30 protein-coding genes are annotated in these 23,578 nt (G+C 41.6%); 21 read left to right on the forward strand and 9 right to left on the reverse strand.

Translation table 11 applies throughout. The features are described 5' to 3' along the window. The 5 genes from AC3WT9_RS33850 to AC3WT9_RS33870 all read left to right on the forward strand — a co-directional run. Nucleotides 1-861: RHS repeat-associated core domain-containing protein (locus AC3WT9_RS33850; protein WP_492408898.1), on the forward strand; the 861-nt coding region annotated here is incomplete at its 5' end. Between the two features lie 4 nt (nucleotides 862-865). Further along, entirely contained in the window at nucleotides 866-1,351 is a 486-nt protein-coding gene (locus AC3WT9_RS33855; protein ID WP_341377900.1) for a hypothetical protein, read from the forward strand. A 214-nt stretch (nucleotides 1,352-1,565) separates the two neighbouring features. Then, entirely contained in the window at nucleotides 1,566-2,195 is a 630-nt protein-coding gene (locus AC3WT9_RS33860; RefSeq protein WP_492408900.1) for a hypothetical protein, read from the forward strand. Nucleotides 2,196-2,365: 170 nt separating this feature from the next. After that, a complete protein-coding gene (locus tag AC3WT9_RS33865; protein WP_492408902.1) occupies nucleotides 2,366-2,992 on the forward strand; it encodes a hypothetical protein in 627 nt (208 codons plus the stop codon). Nucleotides 2,993-3,441: 449 nt separating this feature from the next. Further along, nucleotides 3,442-5,142 carry a DUF4127 family protein gene (locus AC3WT9_RS33870; RefSeq protein WP_341377903.1) on the forward strand — a complete coding sequence of 567 codons (1,701 nt, stop codon included), beginning with the start codon at nucleotides 3,442-3,444 and terminating at the stop codon, nucleotides 5,140-5,142. On the opposite strand, the gene AC3WT9_RS33875 is transcribed toward AC3WT9_RS33870, so the two are convergent. After that, nucleotides 5,123-5,905 carry a hypothetical protein gene (locus tag AC3WT9_RS33875; protein ID WP_341377904.1) on the reverse strand — a complete coding sequence of 261 codons (783 nt, stop codon included), beginning with the start codon at nucleotides 5,903-5,905 and terminating at the stop codon, nucleotides 5,123-5,125. The two genes, AC3WT9_RS33870 and AC3WT9_RS33875, sit on opposite strands and share 20 nt — an antisense overlap. Before the next feature lie 55 nt (nucleotides 5,906-5,960). After that, nucleotides 5,961-7,424 carry a discoidin domain-containing protein gene (locus tag AC3WT9_RS33880; RefSeq protein WP_341377905.1) on the reverse strand — a complete coding sequence of 488 codons (1,464 nt, stop codon included), beginning with the start codon at nucleotides 7,422-7,424 and terminating at the stop codon, nucleotides 5,961-5,963. Nucleotides 7,425-7,703: 279 nt separating this feature from the next. On the opposite strand from AC3WT9_RS33880, the gene AC3WT9_RS33885 reads away from it, so the two are divergent. Then, on the forward strand, nucleotides 7,704-8,303 hold the full coding sequence (locus tag AC3WT9_RS33885) for a hypothetical protein (RefSeq protein ID WP_492408905.1): 600 nt from the start codon (nucleotides 7,704-7,706) through the stop codon (nucleotides 8,301-8,303). Nucleotides 8,304-8,347: 44 nt separating this feature from the next. On the opposite strand, the gene AC3WT9_RS33890 is transcribed toward AC3WT9_RS33885, so the two are convergent. Continuing rightward, nucleotides 8,348-8,662, reverse strand: a complete 315-nt coding sequence (locus AC3WT9_RS33890) for a DUF8817 family protein (protein WP_492408907.1) — start codon at nucleotides 8,660-8,662, stop codon at nucleotides 8,348-8,350. A gap of 73 nt (nucleotides 8,663-8,735) precedes the next feature. Between AC3WT9_RS33890 and AC3WT9_RS33895 the strand changes: the two genes are divergently transcribed. Beyond that, nucleotides 8,736-9,173, forward strand: coding sequence for a hypothetical protein (locus tag AC3WT9_RS33895; RefSeq protein ID WP_341377907.1), 438 nt, complete (start codon nucleotides 8,736-8,738; stop codon nucleotides 9,171-9,173). A 261-nt stretch (nucleotides 9,174-9,434) separates the two neighbouring features. Here the strand turns inward: AC3WT9_RS33895 and AC3WT9_RS33900 are convergent, their stop codons facing one another. From AC3WT9_RS33900 to AC3WT9_RS33910, 3 genes are read right to left on the reverse strand one after another with little or no spacing between them, the layout of a single operon-like run. Continuing rightward, nucleotides 9,435-10,445, reverse strand: a complete 1,011-nt coding sequence (locus tag AC3WT9_RS33900; RefSeq protein ID WP_492408909.1) for a YheC/YheD family endospore coat-associated protein — start codon at nucleotides 10,443-10,445, stop codon at nucleotides 9,435-9,437. A 13-nt stretch (nucleotides 10,446-10,458) separates the two neighbouring features. Next, nucleotides 10,459-10,917 carry a hypothetical protein gene (locus AC3WT9_RS33905; protein ID WP_341377909.1) on the reverse strand — a complete coding sequence of 153 codons (459 nt, stop codon included), beginning with the start codon at nucleotides 10,915-10,917 and terminating at the stop codon, nucleotides 10,459-10,461. Then, nucleotides 10,918-12,711: a hybrid sensor histidine kinase/response regulator transcription factor gene (locus tag AC3WT9_RS33910; RefSeq protein ID WP_341377910.1), complete on the reverse strand. Its 1,794-nt coding sequence runs from the start codon at nucleotides 12,709-12,711 to the stop codon at nucleotides 10,918-10,920. Nucleotides 12,712-13,004: 293 nt separating this feature from the next. Here AC3WT9_RS33910 and AC3WT9_RS33915 point away from each other — a divergent pair, with 293 nt between their 5' ends. Both AC3WT9_RS33915 and AC3WT9_RS33920 read left to right on the forward strand, forming a co-directional pair. Further along, on the forward strand, nucleotides 13,005-15,164 hold the full coding sequence (locus AC3WT9_RS33915; protein ID WP_341377912.1) for a serine hydrolase domain-containing protein: 2,160 nt from the start codon (nucleotides 13,005-13,007) through the stop codon (nucleotides 15,162-15,164). A gap of 253 nt (nucleotides 15,165-15,417) precedes the next feature. Further along, a complete protein-coding gene (locus tag AC3WT9_RS33920; RefSeq protein WP_341377913.1) occupies nucleotides 15,418-15,567 on the forward strand; it encodes a hypothetical protein in 150 nt (49 codons plus the stop codon). 275 nt (nucleotides 15,568-15,842) lie between these two features. Here the strand turns inward: AC3WT9_RS33920 and AC3WT9_RS33925 are convergent, their stop codons facing one another. Then, a complete protein-coding gene (locus AC3WT9_RS33925) occupies nucleotides 15,843-17,411 on the reverse strand; it encodes a recombinase family protein (RefSeq protein ID WP_341377914.1) in 1,569 nt (522 codons plus the stop codon). A gap of 48 nt (nucleotides 17,412-17,459) precedes the next feature. On the opposite strand from AC3WT9_RS33925, the gene AC3WT9_RS33930 reads away from it, so the two are divergent. Further along, a complete protein-coding gene (locus AC3WT9_RS33930) occupies nucleotides 17,460-17,849 on the forward strand; it encodes an IS630 family transposase (RefSeq protein ID WP_341377915.1) in 390 nt (129 codons plus the stop codon). A 205-nt stretch (nucleotides 17,850-18,054) separates the two neighbouring features. Beyond that, nucleotides 18,055-18,642, forward strand: coding sequence for an SMI1/KNR4 family protein (locus tag AC3WT9_RS33935; RefSeq protein ID WP_341377916.1), 588 nt, complete (start codon nucleotides 18,055-18,057; stop codon nucleotides 18,640-18,642). A gap of 212 nt (nucleotides 18,643-18,854) precedes the next feature. On the opposite strand, the gene AC3WT9_RS33940 is transcribed toward AC3WT9_RS33935, so the two are convergent. Together AC3WT9_RS33940 and AC3WT9_RS33945 are read right to left on the reverse strand one after the other, a co-directional pair. Further along, on the reverse strand, nucleotides 18,855-19,295 hold the full coding sequence (locus AC3WT9_RS33940) for an ImmA/IrrE family metallo-endopeptidase (protein ID WP_341377917.1): 441 nt from the start codon (nucleotides 19,293-19,295) through the stop codon (nucleotides 18,855-18,857). Nucleotides 19,296-19,313: 18 nt separating this feature from the next. After that, entirely contained in the window at nucleotides 19,314-19,796 is a 483-nt protein-coding gene (locus AC3WT9_RS33945) for a helix-turn-helix domain-containing protein (RefSeq protein WP_341377918.1), read from the reverse strand. Between the two features lie 150 nt (nucleotides 19,797-19,946). On the opposite strand from AC3WT9_RS33945, the gene AC3WT9_RS33950 reads away from it, so the two are divergent. The 10 genes from AC3WT9_RS33950 to AC3WT9_RS33995 all read left to right on the forward strand — a co-directional run bounded on the left by AC3WT9_RS33950 (nucleotide 19,947) and on the right by AC3WT9_RS33995 (nucleotide 23,539). After that, the gene (locus AC3WT9_RS33950) at nucleotides 19,947-20,156 is read left to right on the forward strand and encodes a helix-turn-helix transcriptional regulator (RefSeq protein ID WP_341377919.1); all 210 of its coding nucleotides are present in this window, start codon (nucleotides 19,947-19,949) and stop codon (nucleotides 20,154-20,156) included. A 195-nt stretch (nucleotides 20,157-20,351) separates the two neighbouring features. After that, the gene (locus AC3WT9_RS33955; RefSeq protein ID WP_341377920.1) at nucleotides 20,352-20,501 is read left to right on the forward strand and encodes a hypothetical protein; all 150 of its coding nucleotides are present in this window, start codon (nucleotides 20,352-20,354) and stop codon (nucleotides 20,499-20,501) included. 115 nt (nucleotides 20,502-20,616) lie between these two features. After that, nucleotides 20,617-21,000, forward strand: a complete 384-nt coding sequence (locus AC3WT9_RS33960) for a hypothetical protein (RefSeq protein WP_341377922.1) — start codon at nucleotides 20,617-20,619, stop codon at nucleotides 20,998-21,000. A gap of 21 nt (nucleotides 21,001-21,021) precedes the next feature. Next, entirely contained in the window at nucleotides 21,022-21,363 is a 342-nt protein-coding gene (locus tag AC3WT9_RS33965) for a hypothetical protein (protein ID WP_341377923.1), read from the forward strand. 94 nt (nucleotides 21,364-21,457) lie between these two features. Continuing rightward, the gene (locus AC3WT9_RS33970) at nucleotides 21,458-21,661 is read left to right on the forward strand and encodes a hypothetical protein (RefSeq protein WP_341377924.1); all 204 of its coding nucleotides are present in this window, start codon (nucleotides 21,458-21,460) and stop codon (nucleotides 21,659-21,661) included. Nucleotides 21,662-22,085: 424 nt separating this feature from the next. Continuing rightward, entirely contained in the window at nucleotides 22,086-22,253 is a 168-nt protein-coding gene (locus AC3WT9_RS33975; RefSeq protein ID WP_341377925.1) for a hypothetical protein, read from the forward strand. A 79-nt stretch (nucleotides 22,254-22,332) separates the two neighbouring features. Continuing rightward, nucleotides 22,333-22,608, forward strand: a complete 276-nt coding sequence (locus tag AC3WT9_RS33980; protein WP_341377926.1) for a hypothetical protein — start codon at nucleotides 22,333-22,335, stop codon at nucleotides 22,606-22,608. 105 nt (nucleotides 22,609-22,713) lie between these two features. Further along, a complete protein-coding gene (locus AC3WT9_RS33985; protein WP_341377927.1) occupies nucleotides 22,714-22,932 on the forward strand; it encodes a hypothetical protein in 219 nt (72 codons plus the stop codon). A gap of 65 nt (nucleotides 22,933-22,997) precedes the next feature. Beyond that, nucleotides 22,998-23,162 (forward strand): hypothetical protein, encoded by a 165-nt coding sequence (locus AC3WT9_RS33990; RefSeq protein WP_341377928.1) that lies wholly within the window; start codon nucleotides 22,998-23,000, stop codon nucleotides 23,160-23,162. A 182-nt stretch (nucleotides 23,163-23,344) separates the two neighbouring features. After that, on the forward strand, nucleotides 23,345-23,539 hold the full coding sequence (locus tag AC3WT9_RS33995) for a hypothetical protein (RefSeq protein WP_341377929.1): 195 nt from the start codon (nucleotides 23,345-23,347) through the stop codon (nucleotides 23,537-23,539). Nucleotides 23,540-23,578: the final 39 nt, after the last annotated feature.

Genomic DNA, 23,578 nt, shown 5'->3' on the forward strand with positions numbered 1-23,578 from the left:
GCTGGTGAGATTTACGACGAAGAAACGGGACTTTACTATCTGCGTGCACGGTATTATGATCCGAGTATCGGGCGGTTTTTAAATGAGGATACGGTTGAAGGGCAGATTGATAATCCGCTGAGCCAGAATCTGTATACGTATGTGAGTAATAATCCGTTGATTTATACTGATCCGACGGGTCATGATGCCCAAATGGGAGGCGCATCAGGTGGGAATCCGCTTTATAATTTGTCTAATACTAATGCTACTAGACAAGTTATCTCAGCTCGCTCGGTGGATGCAGCCGCCCAAGCAAAGATTTTAAATTCATTAATTAAAGAATATAAGTATGGATTCTTTGGTGATGATTCTGGAGGAATGACTAGAAATCAATTTGAATATCTATACAAAACGGCTTTGGCTGAGGGATCAAGTAACTACAATACTGCTAAATGGGCAATCTCACAACTGGATAGTTATTTTAGTTATGGAGCCAACGATAAGACTATTGCTATTGCTACTACGATTGGAGTTATGGGCGCAGGATCAATATCTGGCGGAGGTGGATTTAACAGGAATATTAAGACGGCTGCAGATCTAACACCTTCATCGTTTGGAAGTTTAACTAATAATGGTGTGATAAAAGTAAATGCTTCAGGGAGCAATCGACCATTAACGGGTAATCCGAGTAGTTATTACAGTACAGTGAATGGCGAACATGTATTTATATATGACAACAATGGGAAATTAATTTATGATTTAAGTAATCAAAGGGTTAAGGCATTTAAAATAAATGTTTCTCCTAATGGTACAGAACACTACCAACCATATAAATTGGATGGTCCTGTTCCTGATTTTATTAAAGACTTATTCGGATGGTGAGGATATGAATAGAGTTACAATTCACGAGAGCATTGTTAATAATAAGATTTTTGAAGAGTTTCAGACTCGCAATGGAATCAGTCTTTTCAACCACTCTGCTAATAGTTGTTCGATAGAAGACTTTCTTGCTGTTTCTTATGTTTTATGCCCTGACCTAATTGAAATCAATGGGTATATATTTATTGCTGATTTTTTCATTGAAGAGGGTGATGCCGCCATTGAAAAAGTAAAACGCCTAGAAATGCAATTTAATAATAATAAGAAAGACATACAACAATGGGTTAATAGTTGGAGTTTCGCTGACTTCTTTATCGGGAATGTCACAGAAGGACTGGATAACAGCAAAATATTAGAACAGTTCGGAGAAGTAATTGTATATCATTGGAGCAGAAGAGCTAAAGAGATTTTTCCGGAGAAAAACATAATTGTAGAAGTAGGCAATGAAATTATGGGTGAGCTTGGATTAAGTGTTACATTATATGAGGAATAATTCTCTATATAACCACATGTGAGTCTTATGCTCCATGTGGTTTTTTTCTACGGTTGATTACTTCTCTAACCATCCTGATTTTGGGTAACAAAAAGGTGAATGAGTTACTACTAGACTCGGTGTGAGTGTGGATGAATTCAATACGGATAAATGTGATAGTGTTTACACTACTATACTCAAATCTATCGTAGGAAAAACTGGTGAGGGGTGTGAAATGGATATTAACAATGTTATAGAATCACTTCAACAGAATGTGCTAAAACACGAGCCAGGTTCTTATAAGATTTTACTAAACTTATTTCAACAATTGTATGAAAATCATGATGATGAACATGAAATTGTAGGTTCATTCTTATTAGGACACATTAATGAATTGATTCCTGTTATCGCAGAAAAAATAGTTGAGTGGTTTTCAATAGATGATTCATATGGTCATATTGATTATTTATTTAATGGTTTTGCTAATAATGACTTGTTGGATTTTGAGAAGACCTTATTTAATGTCACTGCTAGTTATGAAGTTCTTAATTATGAGATATTACAACATTTCTTTGAAAGAGGGGTCTTTAATAAAGACCTTTGGAAGGGGATTATTAATCAGGCTGTTGATAAAGCGCTAAAGAGATTTATTTCAATAGTGCATAGCGAATTGAGTTTTAACGATTACATCTCTTTTTGTAATTTATCTATCATGGGCATTGAATATTATTTAAGACAACAAGGTGTTAATAACGAAAGTGATTTTCAAGAGTGGAAAAATACGCAATTCCATGATTATGAAAAGCTTTTGGTAAAATCCTCAAACAGCTATATCCAATCACTTCGAAGCTTAATAGCTCAATAAAATGAAAACTTTGATTGCTATCACAACTCCTGTGAGGGAATATTAACTCGAAACAAAGGAAAAGGGTTGATTCTTTTCCCTACTACACGGATGCGGAGAAGAAAGGGAATTAAATCCACGCTCATTCGGCAATGCACAGCTGATATTATACAACCCAAAGGCGGGAGAATATGAAAGTCTGGTTACGAATTTTAATGATACTCTCTATAATATTTAGTGCCTCATCATTTGTTTGGTTTCTTCTAGGTTCAACAGCGTATTTTCAACGAGGTATGGATATTATAGGAACTACTTATTTATGGGGTGGAGGTATTCCAGTTTTATTGTTCGCTGTATTATTTATCGTATTACTTATAAAAGGATGGACTCCAACGAGCCGAGTAGATTACGTTGGAATCTGTCTTGTGGTAGTGTTATCGACGGTACTCTCTGTTGTCCTATTTCAAAGTGTCAGTACCCATGGTTGGGCAAATGAAAAGATAGAAAGTGACTCTATAAAGATTACGGCAGATGAAAAGTATGAATATCGAATTGACTTAATTAATTTATTTCAAAGAAACAGTCATGCACGGCTCTATCTAAAGGATGTTGACTCGGGAGAGGAAATGTACATTCCGATTGAGATTCAGACGCGCAAGATTGTAGGACTTGGGGTTAGTAAGGTTAATCATTGGGTGGAGCTTGAGGCAATGGATAATGCATCTTATTATATTCTGTACACGACAAAAGATCTTGGCATCCCTGAAGAGGAGTTCAAAATCGACATCACAGCAGGAATATCGAGTAGGGTGAATTAAAACGAAATTATTCTAACCACTGGCGAACCCTTCCGTTTGTGGTTCTTTTCTTTTAGGGCATACCATCGCAGCAGTTCAAAGAATAAGCCCATACAAAGCCGTAGTGCAGGTGAGATATACGACGTGGAAATCGACTTTCACTATCTGCGTGCACGGTATTATGCAAGTGAGTACGAAATAATGCATGTAACTATCTTTCCAACGGTTGTATGGGAGGAACTGCGGAGTTCTTTTATAGTGGAGATGTTTTTTTGCAATTGACTATACCTCCGAAGAAGGCTTAAGTTCTACTTTAGTTTTAGATCAACAAAAAGGTATCTTTGAGAGACGCTTTATTAAGATTGATTTTTTAATTTTTTTCTGGTTGTAATACATCCGCTTAAATTACCCTATAAGTAAAGGCACAAATAAAGGAGAACTAGATGGATTTGGGAAGGAGCTTGATAAAAATGAAAAATGTACTGTACGTACCGTTGGATGATAGACCGGTCAATCTGGATGATGTTATTGTCCAAGGGAGATCGGCGGGGATCAATGTGATCACGCCAAGTGTGGGCGATCTTAGAAACCGGCTGGATTCACAAAAGACAGCATCGGGAACAACCTTACTGGCGACCTCTTCACCTACCTATGGGAATACCGCAAACATCCGGCAGTTTATCCTTAATAATGCAGCCTCTGTAGATGGCTTTATCATCTCAACAGATATGCTAGCTTATGGGGGCTTGATCGGAAGTCGCCGTCTTCGGACGAGTGCAGGCGGAGCTTACCCGGATTATGATGCGACTATCACGAATTTGCTCGACGTGATTCGTTTAGTTAAACAATCTTATCCTAAGAAGCCGGTCTATGTACTGGATACCATTTTGAGGCTGGCCACAACGATTTTTGCAGAAGGTTTAACCTTTGAAGCCTATACAGAATCACGCAGTTTCATGTTACAGCCACGGAAAAGTTTTTCACAGTTTGCTGATATTCTCACCGGATATAACTTGTCGCCAACCGGTTCTTATGGCAGCACGGCCCATTTTAATAAAGACCAGTATTACAATACCAGACAGCACAAGTTCAAGAGTAATCGTTACATTCTAGAGAAGCTGGTCCAAGCGGGATACATTGATTTTCTTGCGGTGGGTGTCGATGATGCCAATACGCAGGGGGTACAGATCAATGAGATTAACTTTCTGGAAGGGCGCATCAATGCTTGTCTTGGCGGAAAGAATGGTCAAAATCCAGAGCGGGCTATTATTCTTCCGGATGCAGACGGATTGGGGCAGGCGCTAGTGGCACGTATGGCGAATCAGCTCTACCGCTGCGGAATAAAGCCAAGGTATGCTGTGCAATACTTTGGACCACATGGCTCCACCATCACCAGTCCATATGAATATATGGATGTGCATCAAAATATTTTGCGTCATGTGGATATTGTTGGCGGAAAGTCTATGAGCACTTCACCTACCGTAGAAATTATCGCGATAACTGCTGCGAATCAGGTAACGGCTGCGGTCAGCCGGATTGCTGCCAACAGTACCCAACACGTTCCAACTGTAGTCATTGATTTCGTGGGTGGTGGCGCAGCGAATGCCACTGTAACCGAAGCATTGCTGGGTAGCGAGCATACGGGGAGTATTTTAGGATACAGTGGCTGGAACACGCCAGGTAACAAGATCGGAATTGCACTGGGTATGGGCCAGGCGCGGTATACGTACTTGGTTACGGAAAAAGATGCTGAGGCACTCAGTTCAGCAGTCAACGCTCACGGAACGCTTTTGTTCAAGCGATTCTTGAAAGACTATTATTACAAAACGTTGGCCATTGGTGAAATCCGGGAGTACTCGAGAGCCAATTCTTTGTATACAAATATCGCTACGATTGCAGACCAGAATATGATTTTGTTCAATAGTCCAGCAGACTATTTGCATTTACAAGAAGTGCTGAGGGAGCGGATGCAGACGCATACAACCTCACTTTCCGGGAAAAGTGCATTCCTTAACTGCGGTTCTGGAACGGCTTATAACGTCCGCCAGATTTGTGGAACCACTTGGTCATTTTCGGAATATGTCAGTGCAGAACTCCTTCATGATGATCCGGATTTTATTTGGGGCCGTGCTTTTGAGATTACTTTGAATCCTAACGTGTCTTTAGAATAAGTGTTAAGACAAATAAGACAGGAATAACTAAGATAACGCCAAAAAGAAATAAAATTACTGGAAGGGTATTAGAGGTAGCCTCAGGTTCAGTGAAATTAACTTGTCCTGACCCCATTTCAAGGACTCCGTTTTTAGTAGGAGAAGCAGCCCGTTTTTCCTTAATACTTTTTATTTTTTCATCAAAAACGGATTTGGATATTGTTTTCTCTGCGTGGAGGCTACCTGATGTAGGGTTGTTGCTGTTCAGATCTATTACTCGTTCCCCTGCTATCCCATGAATGTATAAAGCATCTATACCATATCTAACGTCACTAACAAGTTTTACGTCTTCTCCTTCTTTAAGGGATGATTGTGTTGCTACAAATGATTGCTCATTATTTATATCACTAGTAATGTTGAATATCTCCCACGAACCGGAGTCATTGTTTGAATAAATTGTTCCAATATTAATGTTATTCAATTTGATTGAAAAGATATAACCTGCAAAAACTAACTCACTACTGTTTGCATCATCAGATATTTTGTAGTAAGCAGTTCCTGAACTTAATTGTGCATTTTCAAAATTTTCTTTTTCTTCGAGGCCGTGTTCTGATTTCACTGAACTCAACGAATCAAGATACTTTAAATTGAATTCATTTCGTATAGTTGTTTTAATCTGTTCATTCGGAGCCGGCTCAAAAGAATCAGCAAAGATGAAGGTACTAAAGTTAAATAACAAGAGATTAAAGATGAGGAAAGAAGAAAAAAACCATTTCTTTTTCATTAAATAAAGTCTCCTTGATAAAAACCCACCTGATTCAGGCGGGTTTTAGCTATGATTAGAGTTTTAGGCTACTGAGAGTAGCCTTTATTTCATTCAGTTGAAAATAATAACTCCCCCTATCATCAACATTAAGTTTGGTCGCATAAATCCTTATAAACTTTGCTGAAACGGGAGTAGAGAAATTGAAATTCTTCGCAGATCCGTTATTAGCATAATTGGTATATGATTGATTTGGAATATCTGTCCATAGTATAGCGTTATTGCTAGCTTGAATACTGAAATCCTTTGGGAAGCTTAAGGTTGCCCGCGGGGATAGCGTAATTCCGCTAACCGATTTTATACTTCCTAAATTCAAAATAACCCACTCTGTGTTTGACTCATTGCTATGTGCCACACTTGACCACGAAGTCGCAGTATTATTATCTGATAATCTGCTGGCAGGCCAGTCAATTAAGCTTGATGATGCAGCCACATTGGTGATGTTAGCCTTGAATTCGGCAAGCTGGAAATAATACGAGCCCATGTCATCCTTACTTAATTTAGTGGCGTGGACCCGGATATACTTAGCCAGTACTGAGCTCTCAAAAGTAAAGGTTTGCACACTCCCGTTATTTACATAATTGGTATAGCTTTGGTTTGGAACATCAGACCAAGTTAAAGCATCATTGCTGGCCTGGATCTTGAAATCTTTTGGAAAGCTATAGGTTCCTCGGGGAGTTAAGCTAATACTGCCTACGGTCTCCATGTTGCCTAAATCGAAGGCAATCCACTCTGTAGCTGATTCAACCCCATGAGCCGGAGTAGACCAAAGGGTGGAGGTATTATTGTCAGTTAATCTGTTAACAGACCAGCCTTGCAAGCTAGATGAGGCTGCAATATTGCTAAGATCAGCACTGAACTCGGATAATTGAAAGTAATAGTTGCCCATATCATCTTTCCCCAACTTTGTTGCATACACCCGAACATATCTGGCTACCACTGAACTATCAAATTTAAACGATTGCACAGAACCGTTATTCACATAGTTGGTATAAGACTGATGTGGGACGTCAGACCATGTTACAGCGTTATCACTGGATTGGATTTTGAAATCTTTTGGAAAGCCTAATGTGGTTCTGGGAGTTAAACTGATTCCACTAATCATATGATTTTCACCTAAATCCGTAGCAACCCATTCCTGTCCAGTTTCTACAGGGTGACCATTACTTGACCAAAAGGTGCTAGAGCTGCTGTCACCTAATCTATAAGCTTCAAAACCACTATATTCAGAAGAGGTAAACATGGGAGGTTTTTTTGAACTGATTTTTTTAGTCGTATTCCCGTTGGAGTCGTATAGGTAATAAGTTGTTTCAGAGGGGGATATTTTATAATTCAATCTGCTGGTCCCATTGGAGTATTGATAATAGCTGGCGTTATTCTTCAATGACTCTACATCGCCTGCTTCAGCGAACACTTGGCTCCAGTTACAAAGAAGCACAAGTATTGACGATATCAAGCATACTTTTTTTGTAAGCTTCATTCTTTTAGCACCTTTCTAAGTTACATAGTATTTTTCAACAATGGTAAATGAAATAATTTCCTGTTAAATTATACTAAGATTGAATGTAACTTGTATACGGGAATTCGGTCAAAATCATATTTGTTAGCAGATGTTGACGGAGATAAGAGAGTGGAAGCCATTGTAATTGCCTACCGATAATTACCTAAAAGGGGAAATCGAAAGGAGGAGATATATCTGATTGTTCTAGTTAGCATATTGTCTCTTATATTTAGTTTCTTTGCGGGAGTGGGAATTTGGTTGTCAGTATTGAATATATTGCTCCTTATGGATAAGGAGTCTGGTTTTATTGAGCCTCAATATGAAAATGCTGTAATTCCCAGTCTCATCTTATTGGTAATTGTGATCTGCTATCTATTATTCATAATACACTCAATAAAAAACAATAATCAAAACCTGATGATAGTCTGTTTTATTATTACTATATTCTTCTCTCTTTTTGGACCTCGGGGTTTAGGGTGGATATCTAATATAGACGATTATCTCCATAAAGTGAGTATAGAAAGTAATGATAAATTCATAAACAAAATCCAAGCGGATATTAACAATCAACATATTTCATATCTAATCGATTTGAAAACAAGTGAGAAAAGAGTAAAGGAGTTAAAAACATATTATGTTGCAGTACTAGTGAAACAAAGTGAGGGAGCCATTACTAAAGATGAGGTCGGATTTTTTGCGGAGAAGGCTAAAAGTAAAAAATTTAAAAAAGTGAGTTTATTATTTTATGATAAATCTAAAGCGAACTCTATAGAAATATATATGAAATATAAGAAAGGTATTACATACTGCTATCCAAATGATGAATGTGATGAAATGGAAATAATAGAGAATAAATAAATGACCTGTTGTTATTTCTAAAACAGCCGCCCCTTCTGACCCATTCAGATAAGCGGTTGTTTGGCTTTGAGTTCATCTAATCTTTCGGTTGCCTCCATCACTTCTTCAAGCTCTGCACCTGTCAAAGATAAACTGTCGATTTTTTCAATAAAACTACTCATAAGTTCGATTTCATCCATGGATGCAGCAATATCGGCTCGTAATACAAAAGCTTTGTACTGTAGTGTTAATGTTGCTTCTTCAACTTTCGAGAATACAAGGTCAAGCACTTTCGCTGCGTCAGCGGGTTTATCTTTGGCATAGGCCAATTGGTAGGCAGTTTCGAAGGCAGTGGCAACTCTTGACGGAGGTTCTTTCAATTTTCCTTTATTGTTTCGATAATTACATTAATAGGATGATCTGTATGTAATTTCGTCCTAAAAGGGGAGACAAATGGAGAAATTGATAAAGACATTACTCCAAGCCATTCTTTATGTACTAATAGTTGTTGGATTACATCTAATTTTGATCTATTTCCTTGAGCTAAGAATAGAAGGGTGGGGGGCAGGATTATTAGAATTCTCATTTAAGGTATACTTTGTGCCGCTATTTCTATGTTTCATTAATTCCTTTTTGTTTATAAGGACTCAGAGGATAAAGTACCATGTCACCTGGTTTCTGTTTACTACACTCCCTAATTCTTTACTTTTGTTATTTTTCAAAGGAATACAAAGTAGTGGAGATAGTGAGGATGCAGTTGTCGTTTCTATTGAATTATTCCCAAAATATCAGGTGGAAATGCTCATTTTGCTTCCTGGGAGCGTTTTAGTAATCCAATTTTTTTTGGTTTTATATTATCTCATCAAAATAAGAAAAGAAGTTAAATCATAATTCAAGCATCATAGTGTTTTATGTATGGTTGTTTATTGATTTTAAATTTGACGATGGTTTTGTTGAATTGATGATTCTGTTTCCTTTTTCGTACTTGTTAATACAATTAGCTCTAGTTGTAGCACTATGGATATTTAAATTCCCAAAAAACAACTAAAAAACAATACATATACTATAGTTTTGATGACACAGCACGGTAGCCAAACAACCGCCTCTCTGAGTGATTCAGAAGAGGCGGTTGTTTGGCTTTGAGTAACAGATTTACTCTTCAGTTGTCTTTACCGGACTCGGCGTGTTCTTGTTCTTATACACCCACATCGCATATTCCAGCGGGCGCAGCATCGCTTTGCGGTAAGTGGCGCTGTCCCCGGAGCGGGCGAAGACTTCGCGGGCAGGCTTGGGATTGACCTCCAGCACGTAAATCTTTCCCTCACGGTCGATGGCGAGGTCCAGCGCCAGCTCGCATAGGGCGCCGAAGCTGTCCTCAAGGAAGGCGGCGGCTTCAAGCCCAAGCTTTTCAGCCGTTTTCATGGTTTTGGACGCTTTTTCTTCGCTGCCGAGCCATTTCTTCAGCAGGACCTCCGCACGTACCGCATGTCCGCCGCCGTGAAGGTTAGACGTTACGCTGCGGGCTGCTCCCACCCGGCCGGCCATGCCGGTCAGCTCCCACACGCCTTGGCCGTTCTTTTGCACTAGCATGCGGTAGTCGTGGTAGCGCCCGCTGGGCAGGCGCAGCGGGATGCCCTGCTGGACCAGGAAGCGTCCGCCGAGGCACCATTGGCGCACAATGGACTCCAGACGGGTGAGCGACACCTTGCGGGGGGCAATAATTTGCCGGTTCTGGCGGCGTCCCTGGATATCGTAGAGTTGCTTGCCGTCCCGCTGCCGTTCAATCCGCAGGATGCCGCGTCCACCGGTGCCGTTGATCGGTTTGACGTAGACGACAGGGCTGAATTTCAGCATCCGGTGCAGATCGGCGGAAGACTGATATAGCAAAGTTTCCGGCATATGCTGGCGGAAGCGGCTTTTCTGCGAAAAGGTCTGGTGGACCGTCCATTTGTTGCGCAGCGGCCGGTTCAGAAAGGTAAGATGACTATAGCGGGAGCGGAATCTGAGCAGCTGCTGAAAGCGGGAGCTGCGCTGGATCCGGCAGCGGTCATAGATCATGTTCGGGAATGGCCGCCATTTGCGTGACCATTTGCCGCTTTTAACATCGTAGACAAGCGCGTGAATCTGTTCTTTGCTGACATGCACATCGGAAGGAGTAAACACAATAACACCCACATTATAGACGTGGGTGTAGAAACAGCTCAAACTGTTCTTTGTACTGGGTAGGCCCCTTTTTATAAACCACTTTTCTATTCATGGGGTTGTCGGTCTGGTAATACGACTTCACAACAGATTCCGCAATGGGGATGATCTTGCTTTTGGCTTCTTTGCGGGTTAATTCCAGATCCAGATCTTTTTGTACTCTGTTAAGCCCCTCATTTGTTGCAGCTATTCGTTTAGTGATCTCCTGCGATCGTTCCATAAACACTTCCTCGGAATAAATACCTCTTTCTAAAAAATCGAACAATTTTCCTCTTTGATTTTCCAATTCTTTAAGTTCATTTTGCAGTGAGGCCAGTGCTCGTTCTTTTAGCTTGAGTTCACTCTGCGGTGTCGTTTGATTTCTTTTTCCCCATTTGATCTTATAATCGTTCAGCCAAATCTCAAGTCCTTCAACGATCCTGGTGAGTGCCATCTACACGATATTCTCCGTTCTCGCCAGTTCTATCGCTTCTTCGCGGTTGTTGACGCTGAGCTTTGAGTAGAGAATCGAGCAGTAATTGCGGATCGTGCCCTCCGATAAAAATAACTTGGCGGCGATCGACTTGTAGCGCAGTCCGCCCGATAGATGTTCCAGAATCTCCATCTCGCGTTTCGTTAGGCCATACGGGTAGTTTTCCAGACTTGAACCTATCTTCTCCAACTGCTCACGTTGACGTTTCATCTCTTCGAAAACTCGTGTAGCAACCGATTGGTCGATCCATGTTCCACCGTTATAAATAAGTTTCAAGGCTTCCTTCATCTCCCGCGGATGAATCGACTTTAGCATGTATCCTTCTGCTCCGCGCTCTAATGCAGATGCTGCCTGTAAGGAGTCCTCAAACGTCGTCATGAACACAACCTTCATATCAGGCCAACGCTGTTTTATCTCGAGTAACGTCTCAAGTCCGTCACTTCCCTGCATACGAAAATCCATTAGCACAATATCCGGCCGGGAACGCTCACAATGTTCTAATGTTTCCCGTCCGTTCCCTGCCGTACCAATGACGTTAAAATCAACATTCTGATCCAAAATTTGCTTCAAACTGTCGGTAATGATGACCTGATCATCAGCGATCAGCAAGCGGATCGCGTCATGTACAGGCTCGGTCAGTAACGGAATATTACATATGATGAAAGTACCTTGTCCCGGTCCGGAATGCATGGACAGCGTGCCGTGAAGTAGTTCAATCCGTTCCTTCATCCCGTTCAGCTCAAATCCAAATTGGATTTCTTCCATTCCGATGCCGTTATCTTCGATCTGTAACCGGATCTGCTGACTATCGAAAAGCAGCTGAACGGATATCATGCTCGCCTGTCCGTACCGAACCGCGTTGGTTAGAGACTCTTGAAGGCAGCGATGTAGGCAAAAATTTATTTTTTGCATCACAAGTGTCTCACTGCCGATCACACGGAATTTAACCGTTATCCCCGTCGATTTCATGAATTCTTCAGTTAAATGTTGCAGCGACTCACTTAACGAATGGCTGAGCGGAACTTGAGAGAGCTGGTGCAGATGCTTGCGGATATCATCCATACTGTGCTGGGCGATACCGACAAGCGAATCGATCTTCTCGATCTGATAATGCGGTACGGACGATCGCAGCGATTCGACACCGACGATGAGCGAGGTAAGCGAATGGCCAATCGTGTCATGCAGTTCATGTGACAGCCGGCTGCGCTCCTCATGAAGCGTAAGCTCCTCTATCCGCTTAATATGCTGCTCCAGTAATTGCTTCTGCTCTTGAATAATTCGGGCTTGCTGATGGGACTGAATTAAGATATTGAAGGCAAAGCCGATAGCAAAACCTAGGCTGCAGCTAAAGATAAACTCAAACGGGAGACGGTCAGCGATCCAACCGTTCATTATCGGGAATACGATTCCGCAGAGGATTCCTGTCCACACATAAGTTGTTCGGCTGCTCGACAAGCCGATCGTTATCACAAGTAAAACAAGAGACCATAGCAGTTCCGGAGCTGTGTAGGCTATATAAAGATAAAAAGACCCCGTTGCCGTGACTTCGACAGCGAGATACCAAGCTTCTTTTCGATAGCGGACGATGAACGGAACGAGGTAAACGACGAGAGCAAAAGAAATTACAATCCAAAGCGACCCACCGAGCAAGGACGAATCGACCAAACCAGCGCTTGCGATAATGAACAGCCAAATTGTTCGAGTGGCCAAATGTATCCAATCATACCAGAACCATTTTTTCATGATAGAGAACACGGATTATGTTCACCTGCTTGTATGTTTATGATAGTCAATTTCCGATTGATTCAGACCCTTATCATGCACCATTATCTCCTGATTCGTCAAGCGAGAGAGGGGGCGGTTAGAACCAAGTTGTAGCAAGAACGTCATATGAGACATTGACAATTTGTCATACGGTATATGTGACAGGTCCAAGCACGATGTCATCAAAAGTTTGGCGGTTTCATCAATATCCGATTTAACAACTTCGGGGGTAATGTGAAGGAGTGAACCAACACACCAATCCAAAAAAATAGGAGCGATGCATCATGAAATTATTTACCATGCAAAGAGGAGTTGCACTTACGTTAACAGCTATATTGGCGGTTACACCGGTATTCCCTGCTTATGGAACACTACACGCAGCGGGTCACACCGCAATCTATCAAGCGATTGATAAAGCTGCTAATAGCGACAATATCCCAGGCGTGATCGTAACCGTTAAGAAAGGAGATGCAAGCTGGTCCTATGCTTCCGGAGAAGGGAATATTGAAAGAAATCATAAGGTGGATGCCGACTCTGCTTTCCGGATCGGAAGTACAACGAAGACGTTTGTCGCTACGGTTGCCCTGCAGCTTGCAGGCGAGAAGAAACTATCCCTTGATGATACAGTGGAGAAGTGGTTGCCAGGGCTCGTACAGGAAAATGGGTACGACGGCAATAAAGTTAAGATTCGTCAATTGTTGAATCAAACAAGCGGACTTCCTGACTACTTGACGCCAGAACTCAGAACGGAATTACTGGCGAATCCAGGTGGGAATTATACAGCCGAGCAGTTAGTCGCCATGAGTTTGGAGCAAAAGCCGGTAACAGGGTGGGCATACTCGAACACAAATTACACGATTATGGGTCTCATTATCCAGAAAGCTACCGGGGAAACCTATGCGGAGCAGATTAAAAAACGGATTATTGAACCGCTTCAGCTGAAAGAAACCTTCCTCCCCGGCAATTCGATGGATATTCCGAAAAAAAACGCCCGCGGCTACTTGGACACAGGTAATAAATTAGTAGATCTTACAATGCTTAACCCATCGTTTGCTAATTCCAGCGGAGAGATGATCTCGACAGGGGAAGACATGACGACGTTTTTCCGCGCCTTACTCGGCGGAAAGCTGTTGACGCCAGAGATGAAGAAGGAGATGTTGACTAGCACAAATGATTCACCATTTGGAAAGTATGGACTTGGCATACATCAAACAAAGCTACCTGACGGTACCACTGTATGGGGACATGGTGGCGGTATTCCCGGATTTACCAACTTTGCGGGCGGAACGGAAGACGGTCAGCATGTCATCTCGATCAATATTAATGTAATGGGAGATGCGGCTAGACATATCGACAATATTATAGAGACGGAATTCACAAAAGAACCAAAAAAAGAACTCAACGAGAAGGAAAAGAAAATCAAACATCGGGAAGACGTCAAACGCGTCATGGATGAGGTGATAACGAACAAAAGAGTTCCTAGTGTTATAGCCGGCGGACTACAGGATGGCGAACGCTGGTCCTACGCTACAGGCACAGCTAGCTACGAAGTTCCACGCTCAGTGGAGCCGGATTTTTCATTCCGTATTGGAAGCATCACGAAGACGTTCACTGCTTCCGTTATATTACAATTGGCTGAGGAGAAACAATTGAGTCTGGATGATTCGGTCGAAAAATGGCTGCCAGGGGTCATAAAGGGGAACGGCTATGACGGCAACAACATTAAGATTCGCCAATTATTGAACCATACAAGCGGGCTTGCGAGTTATACGGATCCAGATATGCGAGACATTATCTTGCCTCACAATCCATTCCGTTACTATTCCGTAGACGATCTTGTCGGCTTGGCCCTTGCAAAACCGCCTGTATATGCACCAGGGAAGGGGTGGAACTACTCCAACGTCAATACGATACTCACCGGCAAAATTATTCAGAAGGTAACCGGGGATACGTATGCGGAACAGATCAGGAAGCGGTTCATCGAACCGCTCGGGCTGACGGAGACATTCGTCATGGAGAACAGTTCTCATATTCCGGGGAAACATGCCACAGGATACAATATGGACAGATCGGGCCATTTGTATGATTTGACTGAAATGAATCAATCCTGGGCAAATGCAGCCGGGGATATGGTGTCAAATGTCAAAGATTTGACCACCTTCTTCAGTGCGCTTTTAGGTGGAAAGCTACTAAATCAAGAGATGATGGACCAGATGCTCACAACAGTAGATTCACCTTTGGGTAAAGTCGGACTAGGGATTTTTGAAGGGAGAACGCCGGACGGGCAATCCTATTGGGGACATGCCGGCGGTACTTTCGGATTTGAGACAAGAGCCTTCGGAACTCTAGGCGGGAAGCATATTCTGGTAACGGCCATCAACTCGGTAGGACCGGAAGCCACAGAGGCTCACGATAAATTACTCAACAAGGAGTTTAACCGATAAGTTTAAAGCCAACATCGCTCTCTTTATTTCAGAGTGGGTATCAGTTTCTGTAACACTTTCATATATTAACAACTTCACCAATTAAAAAAGGATGATATAAATGTGTACTTTTAGCACAGTATATCATCCTTTTTTTTATTGATATGTCTTCGATATTTGCCGATTTTAGCAACTGCAAATTAAAAATAGGAGGTAACAATCATAGTTGTTACCCGATCATCCCGGCATACACATAATGCCAGGGGGTGCTGGCATGATTGTTGCAATCTACACATTTGGAGAGACAACGGTTTATATCTGCGATGACCATCTTGTTACAGACCCGGATGAACGGGAGAGAGTGGAGATTGCTATTGCTGAGGCCGCCTGGGCATGCCTGCAAGACCAAACAGAGCAGGAATGAATCGAACATTATATACTTGAAAAGTACAACATACGGTCCGCTTCGATGTAATCGGAATTTTGATCTACAGAAGTGAATGAGGTCTGAGTCCGGTTGGTCATTATAAGGCGCTCGACTTTCGATTAGTTTTGCTATTACGTTCCCGAATAATATGCAGAATATTCCTGACGGACAGAGGCTTTTTGCAGCCTGCAGCTTATTTGTATCGGCATAGCGCTGGTAAACTGGATGAGATAATGAATATGGCAGATGAGGTGGCAAGGGGCTCACCCACATCATAGACGTGGATACAGAAACAGTTCAAACTGCTCTTTATACTGGCCGGGTCCCTTTTTATAAACCACTTTATTAAGCACGGATTTCAATAACGCATTTCTGCTCATGGGATTATCTGTCTGGTAGTACGACTTAACTACAGATTCTGCTATAGGGATAATTTTGCTTCTTGCTTCTTTACGGGTCAATTCCAAATCCAAATCGTTTTGAATCTTGCCGATTTCTTTGCTGGCTTCTGTAATTCGTCTGGAGACATTTTGTGATCTCTCTATAAACACCTCTTCGGTATAAATTCCTCTTTCTAAGAAATCGAATAATTTTCCTCTTTGGTTCTCTAGTTCTTTTATTTCATTTTGTAATGAGGCTATTGCGCGTTCTTTTAGCTTGATCTCGCTCTGAGGTGTAGTGTGGTTTCGTTTTCCCCATTTGATTTTGTAATCGTTAAGCCAAACCTCAAGCCCTTCAACGATTCTGGCCTCCACAGCATCATAACGGCTGCTGCGCGAAGGACAACCAACGGTATTGCAACGAAAATGGGCGGGTTGATTGTTATATGAGTATGACCGGTAGACCATTGTCAGTCCGCATTCGGAGCACTTAACAAGTCCGGCTAATGCTGATGTCATCCGCGGTTTCCCATCATTATTGAGCTTGTGAGGAGGGTGGTGATGTTCTGAGAGCCTCTGGTTTGCCTTCAGGAAGGTTTCGTTGTCGACGAGGGGTTCGTGCTTCCCTTTGACATCAACCCACTCATCTCGGCTCCTATGACGAGAGGTGCGGTGTTTGCTTCCGTCCTTGCTTTTTTTTAGTTCTTTCTTTCCCCATTGGATTCTTCCAATGTATACTTCGTTTTTAAGCATGGTTAAGACAGAAGAGGCTGACCAACTACCACCTTTGTAAGAAGGGATTTTAAGCCGTTCCAATTCTGATGCGATTTTGCCGCCTCCCTTTTGTTGTTCCGGATCTTCGTGTGTATACCAAGCGAAAATTTGTCTTACGATATCAGCTTGTTCTGGATGTGGCTTTAGAGTACGACCACGACCATCAGGAAGATTCTCGATTAAGTAACCGAATGGTGGACGTGTACCTATAAAATTACCTTCTTCCGCAGCGCGTTTCCGTCCACCTTGCATACGGCGGGTAATGATTTTGAGCTCCTTACGGGCCATAAAGGCCTCAAATTCACTGTATTCCTCATCAAATTCATCCATTAAGTCATAGGTCTTCCGTGGAGTTATAATCTTAGTCTTGGCTGAGCGGAACGTCTCCAGAATCAATCCTTGCTCTTGCATATTGCCACGTCCAAAGCGGTCAATATCCATAACAAGGACGGCATCATATTCACCGGATTCAACCTCTTTTAATAACTGCAGCATTTCTGGGCGATGGACTAAGGTTTCACCACTGACAATCTCTTCACGGATACGGATAATATCTAATTTTAATTGTTTGGCAAGTTTGAGTAGAGCTGTCTTATGTTTGGTCAGAGTTTCACCTTCGCCGCGCCGTTCGGCGTCTTCATCGGCTCTGGATTTTCGCAAGTATAGTGCTACATCCAATATGTACATCCCCTTTAGGTTATAAGAAAATATTTATGGATGTATTTTAAGCGAAGTATGAAGGGAAAGCAACGCAAAGTGCCTACGTACGGTAAACACGAAGGAGCCAAATTGTTTGGGGCGATTAACTATGAAACCGGTCAGGTGCATCACCGGGAAGAAGAAAAGGCCAACACAGAAGTCTTTATTCGATTTCTCCAGAATCTCCTCGTTGCATATCCGAATGGAAAAATCGCCTTCATTCTGGATAACAGCCGGATTCATCATGCCATAGAGTTACAACCTTTTTTGGAGGAACACTCACGTCTACAATTGGTTTTTCTGCAGCCTTACAGTCCAAACCTCAATCCAGTTGAAAGTCTATGGCTGGGGCTCAAAGCCGATGTAGGAACAACGTCTTTTTTGAAAAATTCTATAAGATTAAACTTCATGTCAGTCAATTTATGAAGCGAATCAATCAGCAACCGATGAAAACAATTAATCGCCTGCTTGTCAAGTTATGATCTTAATTGCGGTCTATATAGAGAGAAAATGATAAACTGATTTTAATATATACGGACATATTGTAGGGGGAGGATTTATCCTACCAATAAGTACATTGGCTTTATCTGTTTACATTTGCTTTATATTTTATTACTGGGAGGACAAAATAATGGATTTGGTAAACAAATTTTTAAATGGCTTGAGAGCAGCATTACCAACAGATGAACTTGAGGCACTAAATATAGCGTGTGGTGCTACAAAAGAAGATATTGATACATTAAGGTCAGAATATCCAAATTGTCCAGAATCACTAATCTCTTTACTTGAAAATATTGATGGTACATATTGGAGGAAATATGGAGAAAAAGAAATTGCGGTTTGTATTCTTGGCTCAGATGTTGAAGAAGGCAAATATCCATATTATTTACTGTCTACTCAACAGATGCTCGAAAGTTCAAAAGAAGAAGAAGACATCTCCTATCTCTTAGAATACCAAGATGACGAGGATGCCGTTGACCCTAAGATAAATCCAGAGGGACTTCTTCCAGGGAGGTATATTCATTTTTCAGACTGTATGAACAATGGTGGAACATCAAGACTTTATATTGATTTTAACCCTTCTGATGAAGGTGTATGCGGTCAAATAGTTCGCTTTTTGCACGACCCTGACCAATATGAAGTGATTGCGAAGAGCTTTGATGAGTATTTACAGGAGCTTCTTGACGGTGGTTTTGTTTTTCTAGACGAAGAAGAGTAACCTCGATAGTTTGTAGAGAGTTGCACTTTAAACTGGTGTTAGTTGAATAAAAGAGACAGCTTTTTCGCTGTCTCTTTTTTATCAATCTGTTAGCAACAATTCTTACGAACAGAGCCAAAAAATAAGTGGTTTCTTATAAGACAGGCGATTGCATTGTACAAATCGCCTTTTTTTTAAAAGAATTATGTATTTTTAAGTGGTAACAGTCTATTTTATATTTCTAAATCAGACAGCTTCTTTAAGCTTTCAAGTCCAGAGGGTACTCCGTAAATAACCGCAGCTTCTTGCATTGTGAAGTTCTTATGCTTGGATTCATACAGTAATTCATCAGGCATTAACAACTCCACAGCGAATTGATTCGCCTCTCGTTCAATACGATCCACAGAATAAAGAGTATGTCTTCGAAGAAAGGGAGTGTTCACATTCGGATGTAAAATGACATGCCCTAATTCATGAGCACAAGTGAAACGCTGATCCTGCTGAGAGGCAGTGTTGTTAATATGTATCATTTGTAATCGACGACTGGAATTATAATAGCCTAACATGTCACCCAACAATTCAAAAAGAACCAGGATGTTTTTCTGGGATGCAATTTCAAATGGGTCATTGGTTCTATGCTTCTTGATCAGTTGGGCTACAGTTTTTTTGATCATGCTGTATCCCTTTCCTGATTAATCCCTGTATTTATTTGGTGTGAACTTTTGTTTAGACAGTTCTCTAGCCAATCTCAAAGAATTTTCAAGTGAAATAGCGAATAACCGCTTTGTTTCCTCATCCATGGGTTCCCCGTTAAAAGCTAATGCCTCGTTTGATTCCAAATCAGCAAGCATGCGTTCAAGGTCCTTCCCGATGTCTTTTTCGTCTTTTTCTGTGAGAGTGTAATAGGTATTAGCGTTGTTGTTATTTCCTTGATTTTCTTCTTCACTGTCCTTTTTTTTACTTGGTGTTTTATCGTCTGTTTCACCTAACAAATAATCGGTAGATACATTAAAGAAATTTGCCAATAAAACAAGACGATCTCTCCGAGGAATTGAATTTGATACCTCTAATCTTCGGATAGTTGCTGAAGGAATATCTAATTTATTTGCTAATTGTTCTTGAGTAAGACTACGTTCATTTCGTAGTTCCTTTAATCGATCATTGAATAAAGACATATCATTCACCGCCTATCTTTAGCATAACCTAAAATGTTCGTAAAATAAACGTTCATAAAATGAGCTTTTCGGTATTGACATGCTCGTTTTACGAACATATAATATGGGTATTAAAGTTCGTAAAACGATCAAGTGAAAGGTGGGGGGAAAATGAAAGAAAAACGTGAGAATCTTATAATTGCTAGAAAAATGAAAGGATGGACTCAAGAAGAACTTGCGAAATCTGTAGGGATATCAAGGGCATATTTAGCTAATATTGAAAGAGGAGAACATGATCCCTCTCTAAAAGTAGCGCAACTAATATCATGCCAACTAGAGTTAAGTGTGGATCTCATTTTTTTTCAAAGTAATGTTCGTTAAACGAGCAATCGTATTAGGAAATGTGCTAAGAAAATATAAAATAGCAATAGTGGCAGAAAAATTTTTTATATTATTGTTCGTAAAAAGAACATTCAGTTTTGGTTTTGTATTTTCAAAAATTAAAAATAGGAGGTGGAAATCATGGTTGTCCCTCGATCATCCCGGCATACACATAATGCCAGGGGGGATGCTGGCATGATTGTTGCAACCTACACATTTGGTGAGACAAAGGTTCATATCTGCGATGACCATCTTGTTGCAGACCCGGATGAACGGGAGAGAGTGGAGATTGCTATTGCTGATGCCGCCTGGGCATGCTTGCAAGACAAAGCAGAGCTGGAATGAAGCAAACATTATCATTATAGCCTTTACTCAGTGTTTATATAAGGAACTAATTCATAATCCGAACTCATTCAACATCAAATATTGAGATTACCCAATTTGGTTTTAGGGAGAAAACATGGACGAACAAATTATGAAGTTGCCAGTTGGAACACAAATAGAAGAGAAGATTGTATCAGCTATGTGGGATATTTCAGGCGTGCAACAGCCGAGAATGGCTTTTTCACGGGATACACTGGCGGCACTTGGTTTAAGGGATTTTGCTGCAGATGCTTTTGGAACAGTGTGTCTCATGAAATGTGGTGATGGTCCTACGTTTATAAGCGAGATATGCATTATTCAGGATGAGGAGGATCACCGGGTACAAGTGATTACTTCGGATTGGAAGGAGTCCTTAGCAAAAGCTTTTCTCCTCTTCAATTATGGATTTTACGGAGAATACCAAGATTTGTTTCCTGCTGAGTTGTCTCAACGTCTCGAAGCAGCGCTTTGGGTTCATTAAACAAGAACAGGAGTAGGGGCTATGGGGAAGTTATTAAGTGTTGCTCAGCGATTGGCGAAGAAGTCAAAGGAGATTGACGCAATTAAAGATGGGCGGCGACCTTTGTTTTCAGAAGTAGAGGCAAATAAAGAGCAGATCATTCAAATGCATTACGAAATGGAGTTTAAACGGCTTGAATGCATGTACTTAAAGCAAGAGCAGATCAAGGAATTGAAAAATCATACGGATGTTTACAACCCACAAATCTATCAGCAGCAACTCGAACGTCTGGAAGCCATCACAAACCGGTGTATTTCGTCCATACTCAAACGGCTTTTTGAAGGAGGTTACGGCAAGGAATTGAAAAGGCGTGGGCTTGTGTAGGAATACATAACAGCCAGTCCAATTATTTCGCATTAAAAGGGTGTGATTCAAGGTGAATTTGTTCACTAATGATCCTTCATTTGGAGAGAATCAGATGAGTGAGGCCAATAAATTGGAATTTGCAGAAGCACTGTCCACCAGATATATGCAGCTCATGATTTTGGCTGATGTAACAAAGTTTTTTACTGAAGATCCAGAGCGTCAAAAGGCGGAGGAAGAACTTCACCTCCTACGGACCATCATTCTGGATCTTCCGGAAGACATTCTTAACTTAGTGAGGCAGCGTATTTCCTTGTAGGTATATGGGACAAGCCCCGGATTTATACTGAACGCAATTTTGCGCTCAGTTCGAAGTAAGGAGAGGATCTTCGCGCCTAACCACTCAACGCAAAATTGCGTTAAGCCCAATCATGAGAACGGGGATGTAGATAATGAAATCCTTAGTTAACGATAAGCCATTAACCAAAAGTATGGTTGGAGAAAGGATTTGGGCCTTGAAGTCGGTTGATTCTGAGGCATTTGCGCGGGAGCTTGAAGTGTATTTTGCAAGAGGATATCCAGGGTTCAGGGTGGTATCCCATGACTATCCCTATATCTTTTTGAGTGATGAAAGGGTCATAGATTCAGCGTGATAGGTAGAGGTCGGTTTCGAGAGGTTGTTTTTAATAGCGGGATTCATGGGGAACTGTGAATGTCCCACTAATCAAAGGAGGAAGGCAAAAATGCAAGAGTGGAGCAATAATGCGTGCCTTGGGTATATCCAGGCAGCATTGGAACGAAAAGGCTGGTCCAAAGAACAGATTAATGAAGTCATACGTGCCGTGTATTATGAATTTGACTTCAAGACCATAGGGGAAGCTACCCAGCTGTATGAAAGATCATTTGATTAATCGGCTTGGTGGCATGGAGCGAGGGATATTCTCGTAATTGAAATAAAGAAAATCTGCTAACAACGAAAGGAGTACATATATGGGGGCTATGAGTTCATTGCCAGTGATCACTGGCAGAGCTGCTGCAGAATACCTGCAGGACTGGCTGCACATCTCAGCGATTGTGAAGGTAGTGTCGGACGACAGGAAGTATCTCTACTTCAGAGTTAAAGATCCGATTGGAAGACGGATGGAGTACCGTGTGGAGGCTGTGGCTGAAGCAGATTACCATAACATTTACGAACGGACTCCAGATCCGGAACAATCGGAAGCATGGGAATGGGCCGATGCGATCCCTGTGAGGCGTGAGGGCTAGCTCTTCAGAACTCTTAGGGGAAGGCGAAGGTCAAGCCAGCTAGCAATGTTAGGGACTACAGCCCCATATCCAAAAGCCGGAGGGCTTTAACCTTGGAGGATACTTATGGAAGAATTAATTCGCAAGGCCATGCGTTCAAGCCTGATTAACTCAAAAGAGGAAGCCCAGGAAGCGATTGAATTTGTTTCCAAACTGCTGAATTTGCAGATTAAAGAAACAATCGATAAAGAGCCGTATGCGAAAAATTGGATTGCAAGAGCTGAGGAAGCACTCCGGCTCGTCGATAATCTCTCTGAATTTGTTGACGAGAATCTGCCTGCCTGATGATGGCTCCAGTGGATTAATTGACTATTACGGGGCTACGGCTCACTAAAGGAGGAAATGAACAAATGAAATTCACCGCTAAAGAAAAATATGCTCTTGAGTCAGCGTTGGATGGTTACATTAAAGGTCTTATAAGAGACATTCAAAAATGGCGTAATGATGTAGCTGTGGAGGCTTGCAAGGAGTTATTGGCGTCGGCAGAATCAGCCATGGCAAAAATAAAATCATAATCCGCCTGATGAGCGCTGAGAGCGTCTTGGACCGGCTGCGGGGCTGGTTGAAACCTACCGGACGATTTATCCGGGATGGTCGCGGAATCCGCCATAGAGGAAAAGAAATCCCATTCCCTATGTTAGTAAATAAACTCATTAGAACTACATTACAAGATGGTAAATGGAGAGGAGGGAGAAGGATGGATAGCCAGACGGCTGCAAATTCACCTAACGAGGAACGAACATGGGAAACAACAGAACGGATCAACAACGAGAATTGGACTGTTTCCAATAAGGTTATGGATTTGTTTATAAATGAAGGTCTGTGTATTTCCCGAGCCAATCAAATTATGGAGTTGGTAAAGCGGAGGATGCTTGAACGCCCCTTGGCATAATACCTAATGGTTCTATGAGGACCGTCTTCTCATAGAACC

This window comes from Paenibacillus sp. EB106-06-01-XG199 (genome assembly GCF_058791575.1).

Excerpts from the sequence above, each read along its gene's own strand:
- AC3WT9_RS33855 (WP_341377900.1), top strand. The coding sequence starts at position 866 with ATGAATAGAGTTACAATTCACGAGAGCATTGTTAATAATAAGATTTTT.
- AC3WT9_RS33860 (WP_492408900.1), top strand. The coding sequence starts at position 1,566 with ATGGATATTAACAATGTTATAGAATCACTTCAACAGAATGTGCTAAAA.
- AC3WT9_RS33865 (WP_492408902.1), top strand. The coding sequence starts at position 2,366 with ATGAAAGTCTGGTTACGAATTTTAATGATACTCTCTATAATATTTAGT.
- AC3WT9_RS33870 (WP_341377903.1), top strand. The coding sequence starts at position 3,442 with ATGAAAAATGTACTGTACGTACCGTTGGATGATAGACCGGTCAATCTG.
- AC3WT9_RS33875 (WP_341377904.1), bottom strand. The coding sequence starts at position 5,905 with ATGAAAAAGAAATGGTTTTTTTCTTCTTTCCTCATCTTTAATCTCTTG.
- AC3WT9_RS33880 (WP_341377905.1), bottom strand. The coding sequence starts at position 7,424 with ATGAAGCTTACAAAAAAAGTATGCTTGATATCGTCAATACTTGTGCTT.
- AC3WT9_RS33895 (WP_341377907.1), top strand. The coding sequence starts at position 8,736 with ATGGAGAAATTGATAAAGACATTACTCCAAGCCATTCTTTATGTACTA.
- AC3WT9_RS33905 (WP_341377909.1), bottom strand. The coding sequence starts at position 10,917 with ATGGCACTCACCAGGATCGTTGAAGGACTTGAGATTTGGCTGAACGAT.
- AC3WT9_RS33915 (WP_341377912.1), top strand. The coding sequence starts at position 13,005 with ATGAAATTATTTACCATGCAAAGAGGAGTTGCACTTACGTTAACAGCT.
- AC3WT9_RS33920 (WP_341377913.1), top strand. The coding sequence starts at position 15,418 with ATGATTGTTGCAATCTACACATTTGGAGAGACAACGGTTTATATCTGC.
- AC3WT9_RS33925 (WP_341377914.1), bottom strand. The coding sequence starts at position 17,411 with ATGTACATATTGGATGTAGCACTATACTTGCGAAAATCCAGAGCCGAT.
- AC3WT9_RS33930 (WP_341377915.1), top strand. The coding sequence starts at position 17,460 with ATGAAGGGAAAGCAACGCAAAGTGCCTACGTACGGTAAACACGAAGGA.
- AC3WT9_RS33935 (WP_341377916.1), top strand. The coding sequence starts at position 18,055 with ATGGATTTGGTAAACAAATTTTTAAATGGCTTGAGAGCAGCATTACCA.
- AC3WT9_RS33940 (WP_341377917.1), bottom strand. The coding sequence starts at position 19,295 with ATGATCAAAAAAACTGTAGCCCAACTGATCAAGAAGCATAGAACCAAT.
- AC3WT9_RS33945 (WP_341377918.1), bottom strand. The coding sequence starts at position 19,796 with ATGTCTTTATTCAATGATCGATTAAAGGAACTACGAAATGAACGTAGT.
- AC3WT9_RS33950 (WP_341377919.1), top strand. The coding sequence starts at position 19,947 with ATGAAAGAAAAACGTGAGAATCTTATAATTGCTAGAAAAATGAAAGGA.
- AC3WT9_RS33955 (WP_341377920.1), top strand. The coding sequence starts at position 20,352 with ATGATTGTTGCAACCTACACATTTGGTGAGACAAAGGTTCATATCTGC.
- AC3WT9_RS33960 (WP_341377922.1), top strand. The coding sequence starts at position 20,617 with ATGGACGAACAAATTATGAAGTTGCCAGTTGGAACACAAATAGAAGAG.
- AC3WT9_RS33965 (WP_341377923.1), top strand. The coding sequence starts at position 21,022 with ATGGGGAAGTTATTAAGTGTTGCTCAGCGATTGGCGAAGAAGTCAAAG.
- AC3WT9_RS33970 (WP_341377924.1), top strand. The coding sequence starts at position 21,458 with ATGAGTGAGGCCAATAAATTGGAATTTGCAGAAGCACTGTCCACCAGA.
- AC3WT9_RS33975 (WP_341377925.1), top strand. The coding sequence starts at position 22,086 with ATGCAAGAGTGGAGCAATAATGCGTGCCTTGGGTATATCCAGGCAGCA.
- AC3WT9_RS33980 (WP_341377926.1), top strand. The coding sequence starts at position 22,333 with ATGGGGGCTATGAGTTCATTGCCAGTGATCACTGGCAGAGCTGCTGCA.
- AC3WT9_RS33985 (WP_341377927.1), top strand. The coding sequence starts at position 22,714 with ATGGAAGAATTAATTCGCAAGGCCATGCGTTCAAGCCTGATTAACTCA.
- AC3WT9_RS33990 (WP_341377928.1), top strand. The coding sequence starts at position 22,998 with ATGAAATTCACCGCTAAAGAAAAATATGCTCTTGAGTCAGCGTTGGAT.
- AC3WT9_RS33995 (WP_341377929.1), top strand. The coding sequence starts at position 23,345 with ATGGATAGCCAGACGGCTGCAAATTCACCTAACGAGGAACGAACATGG.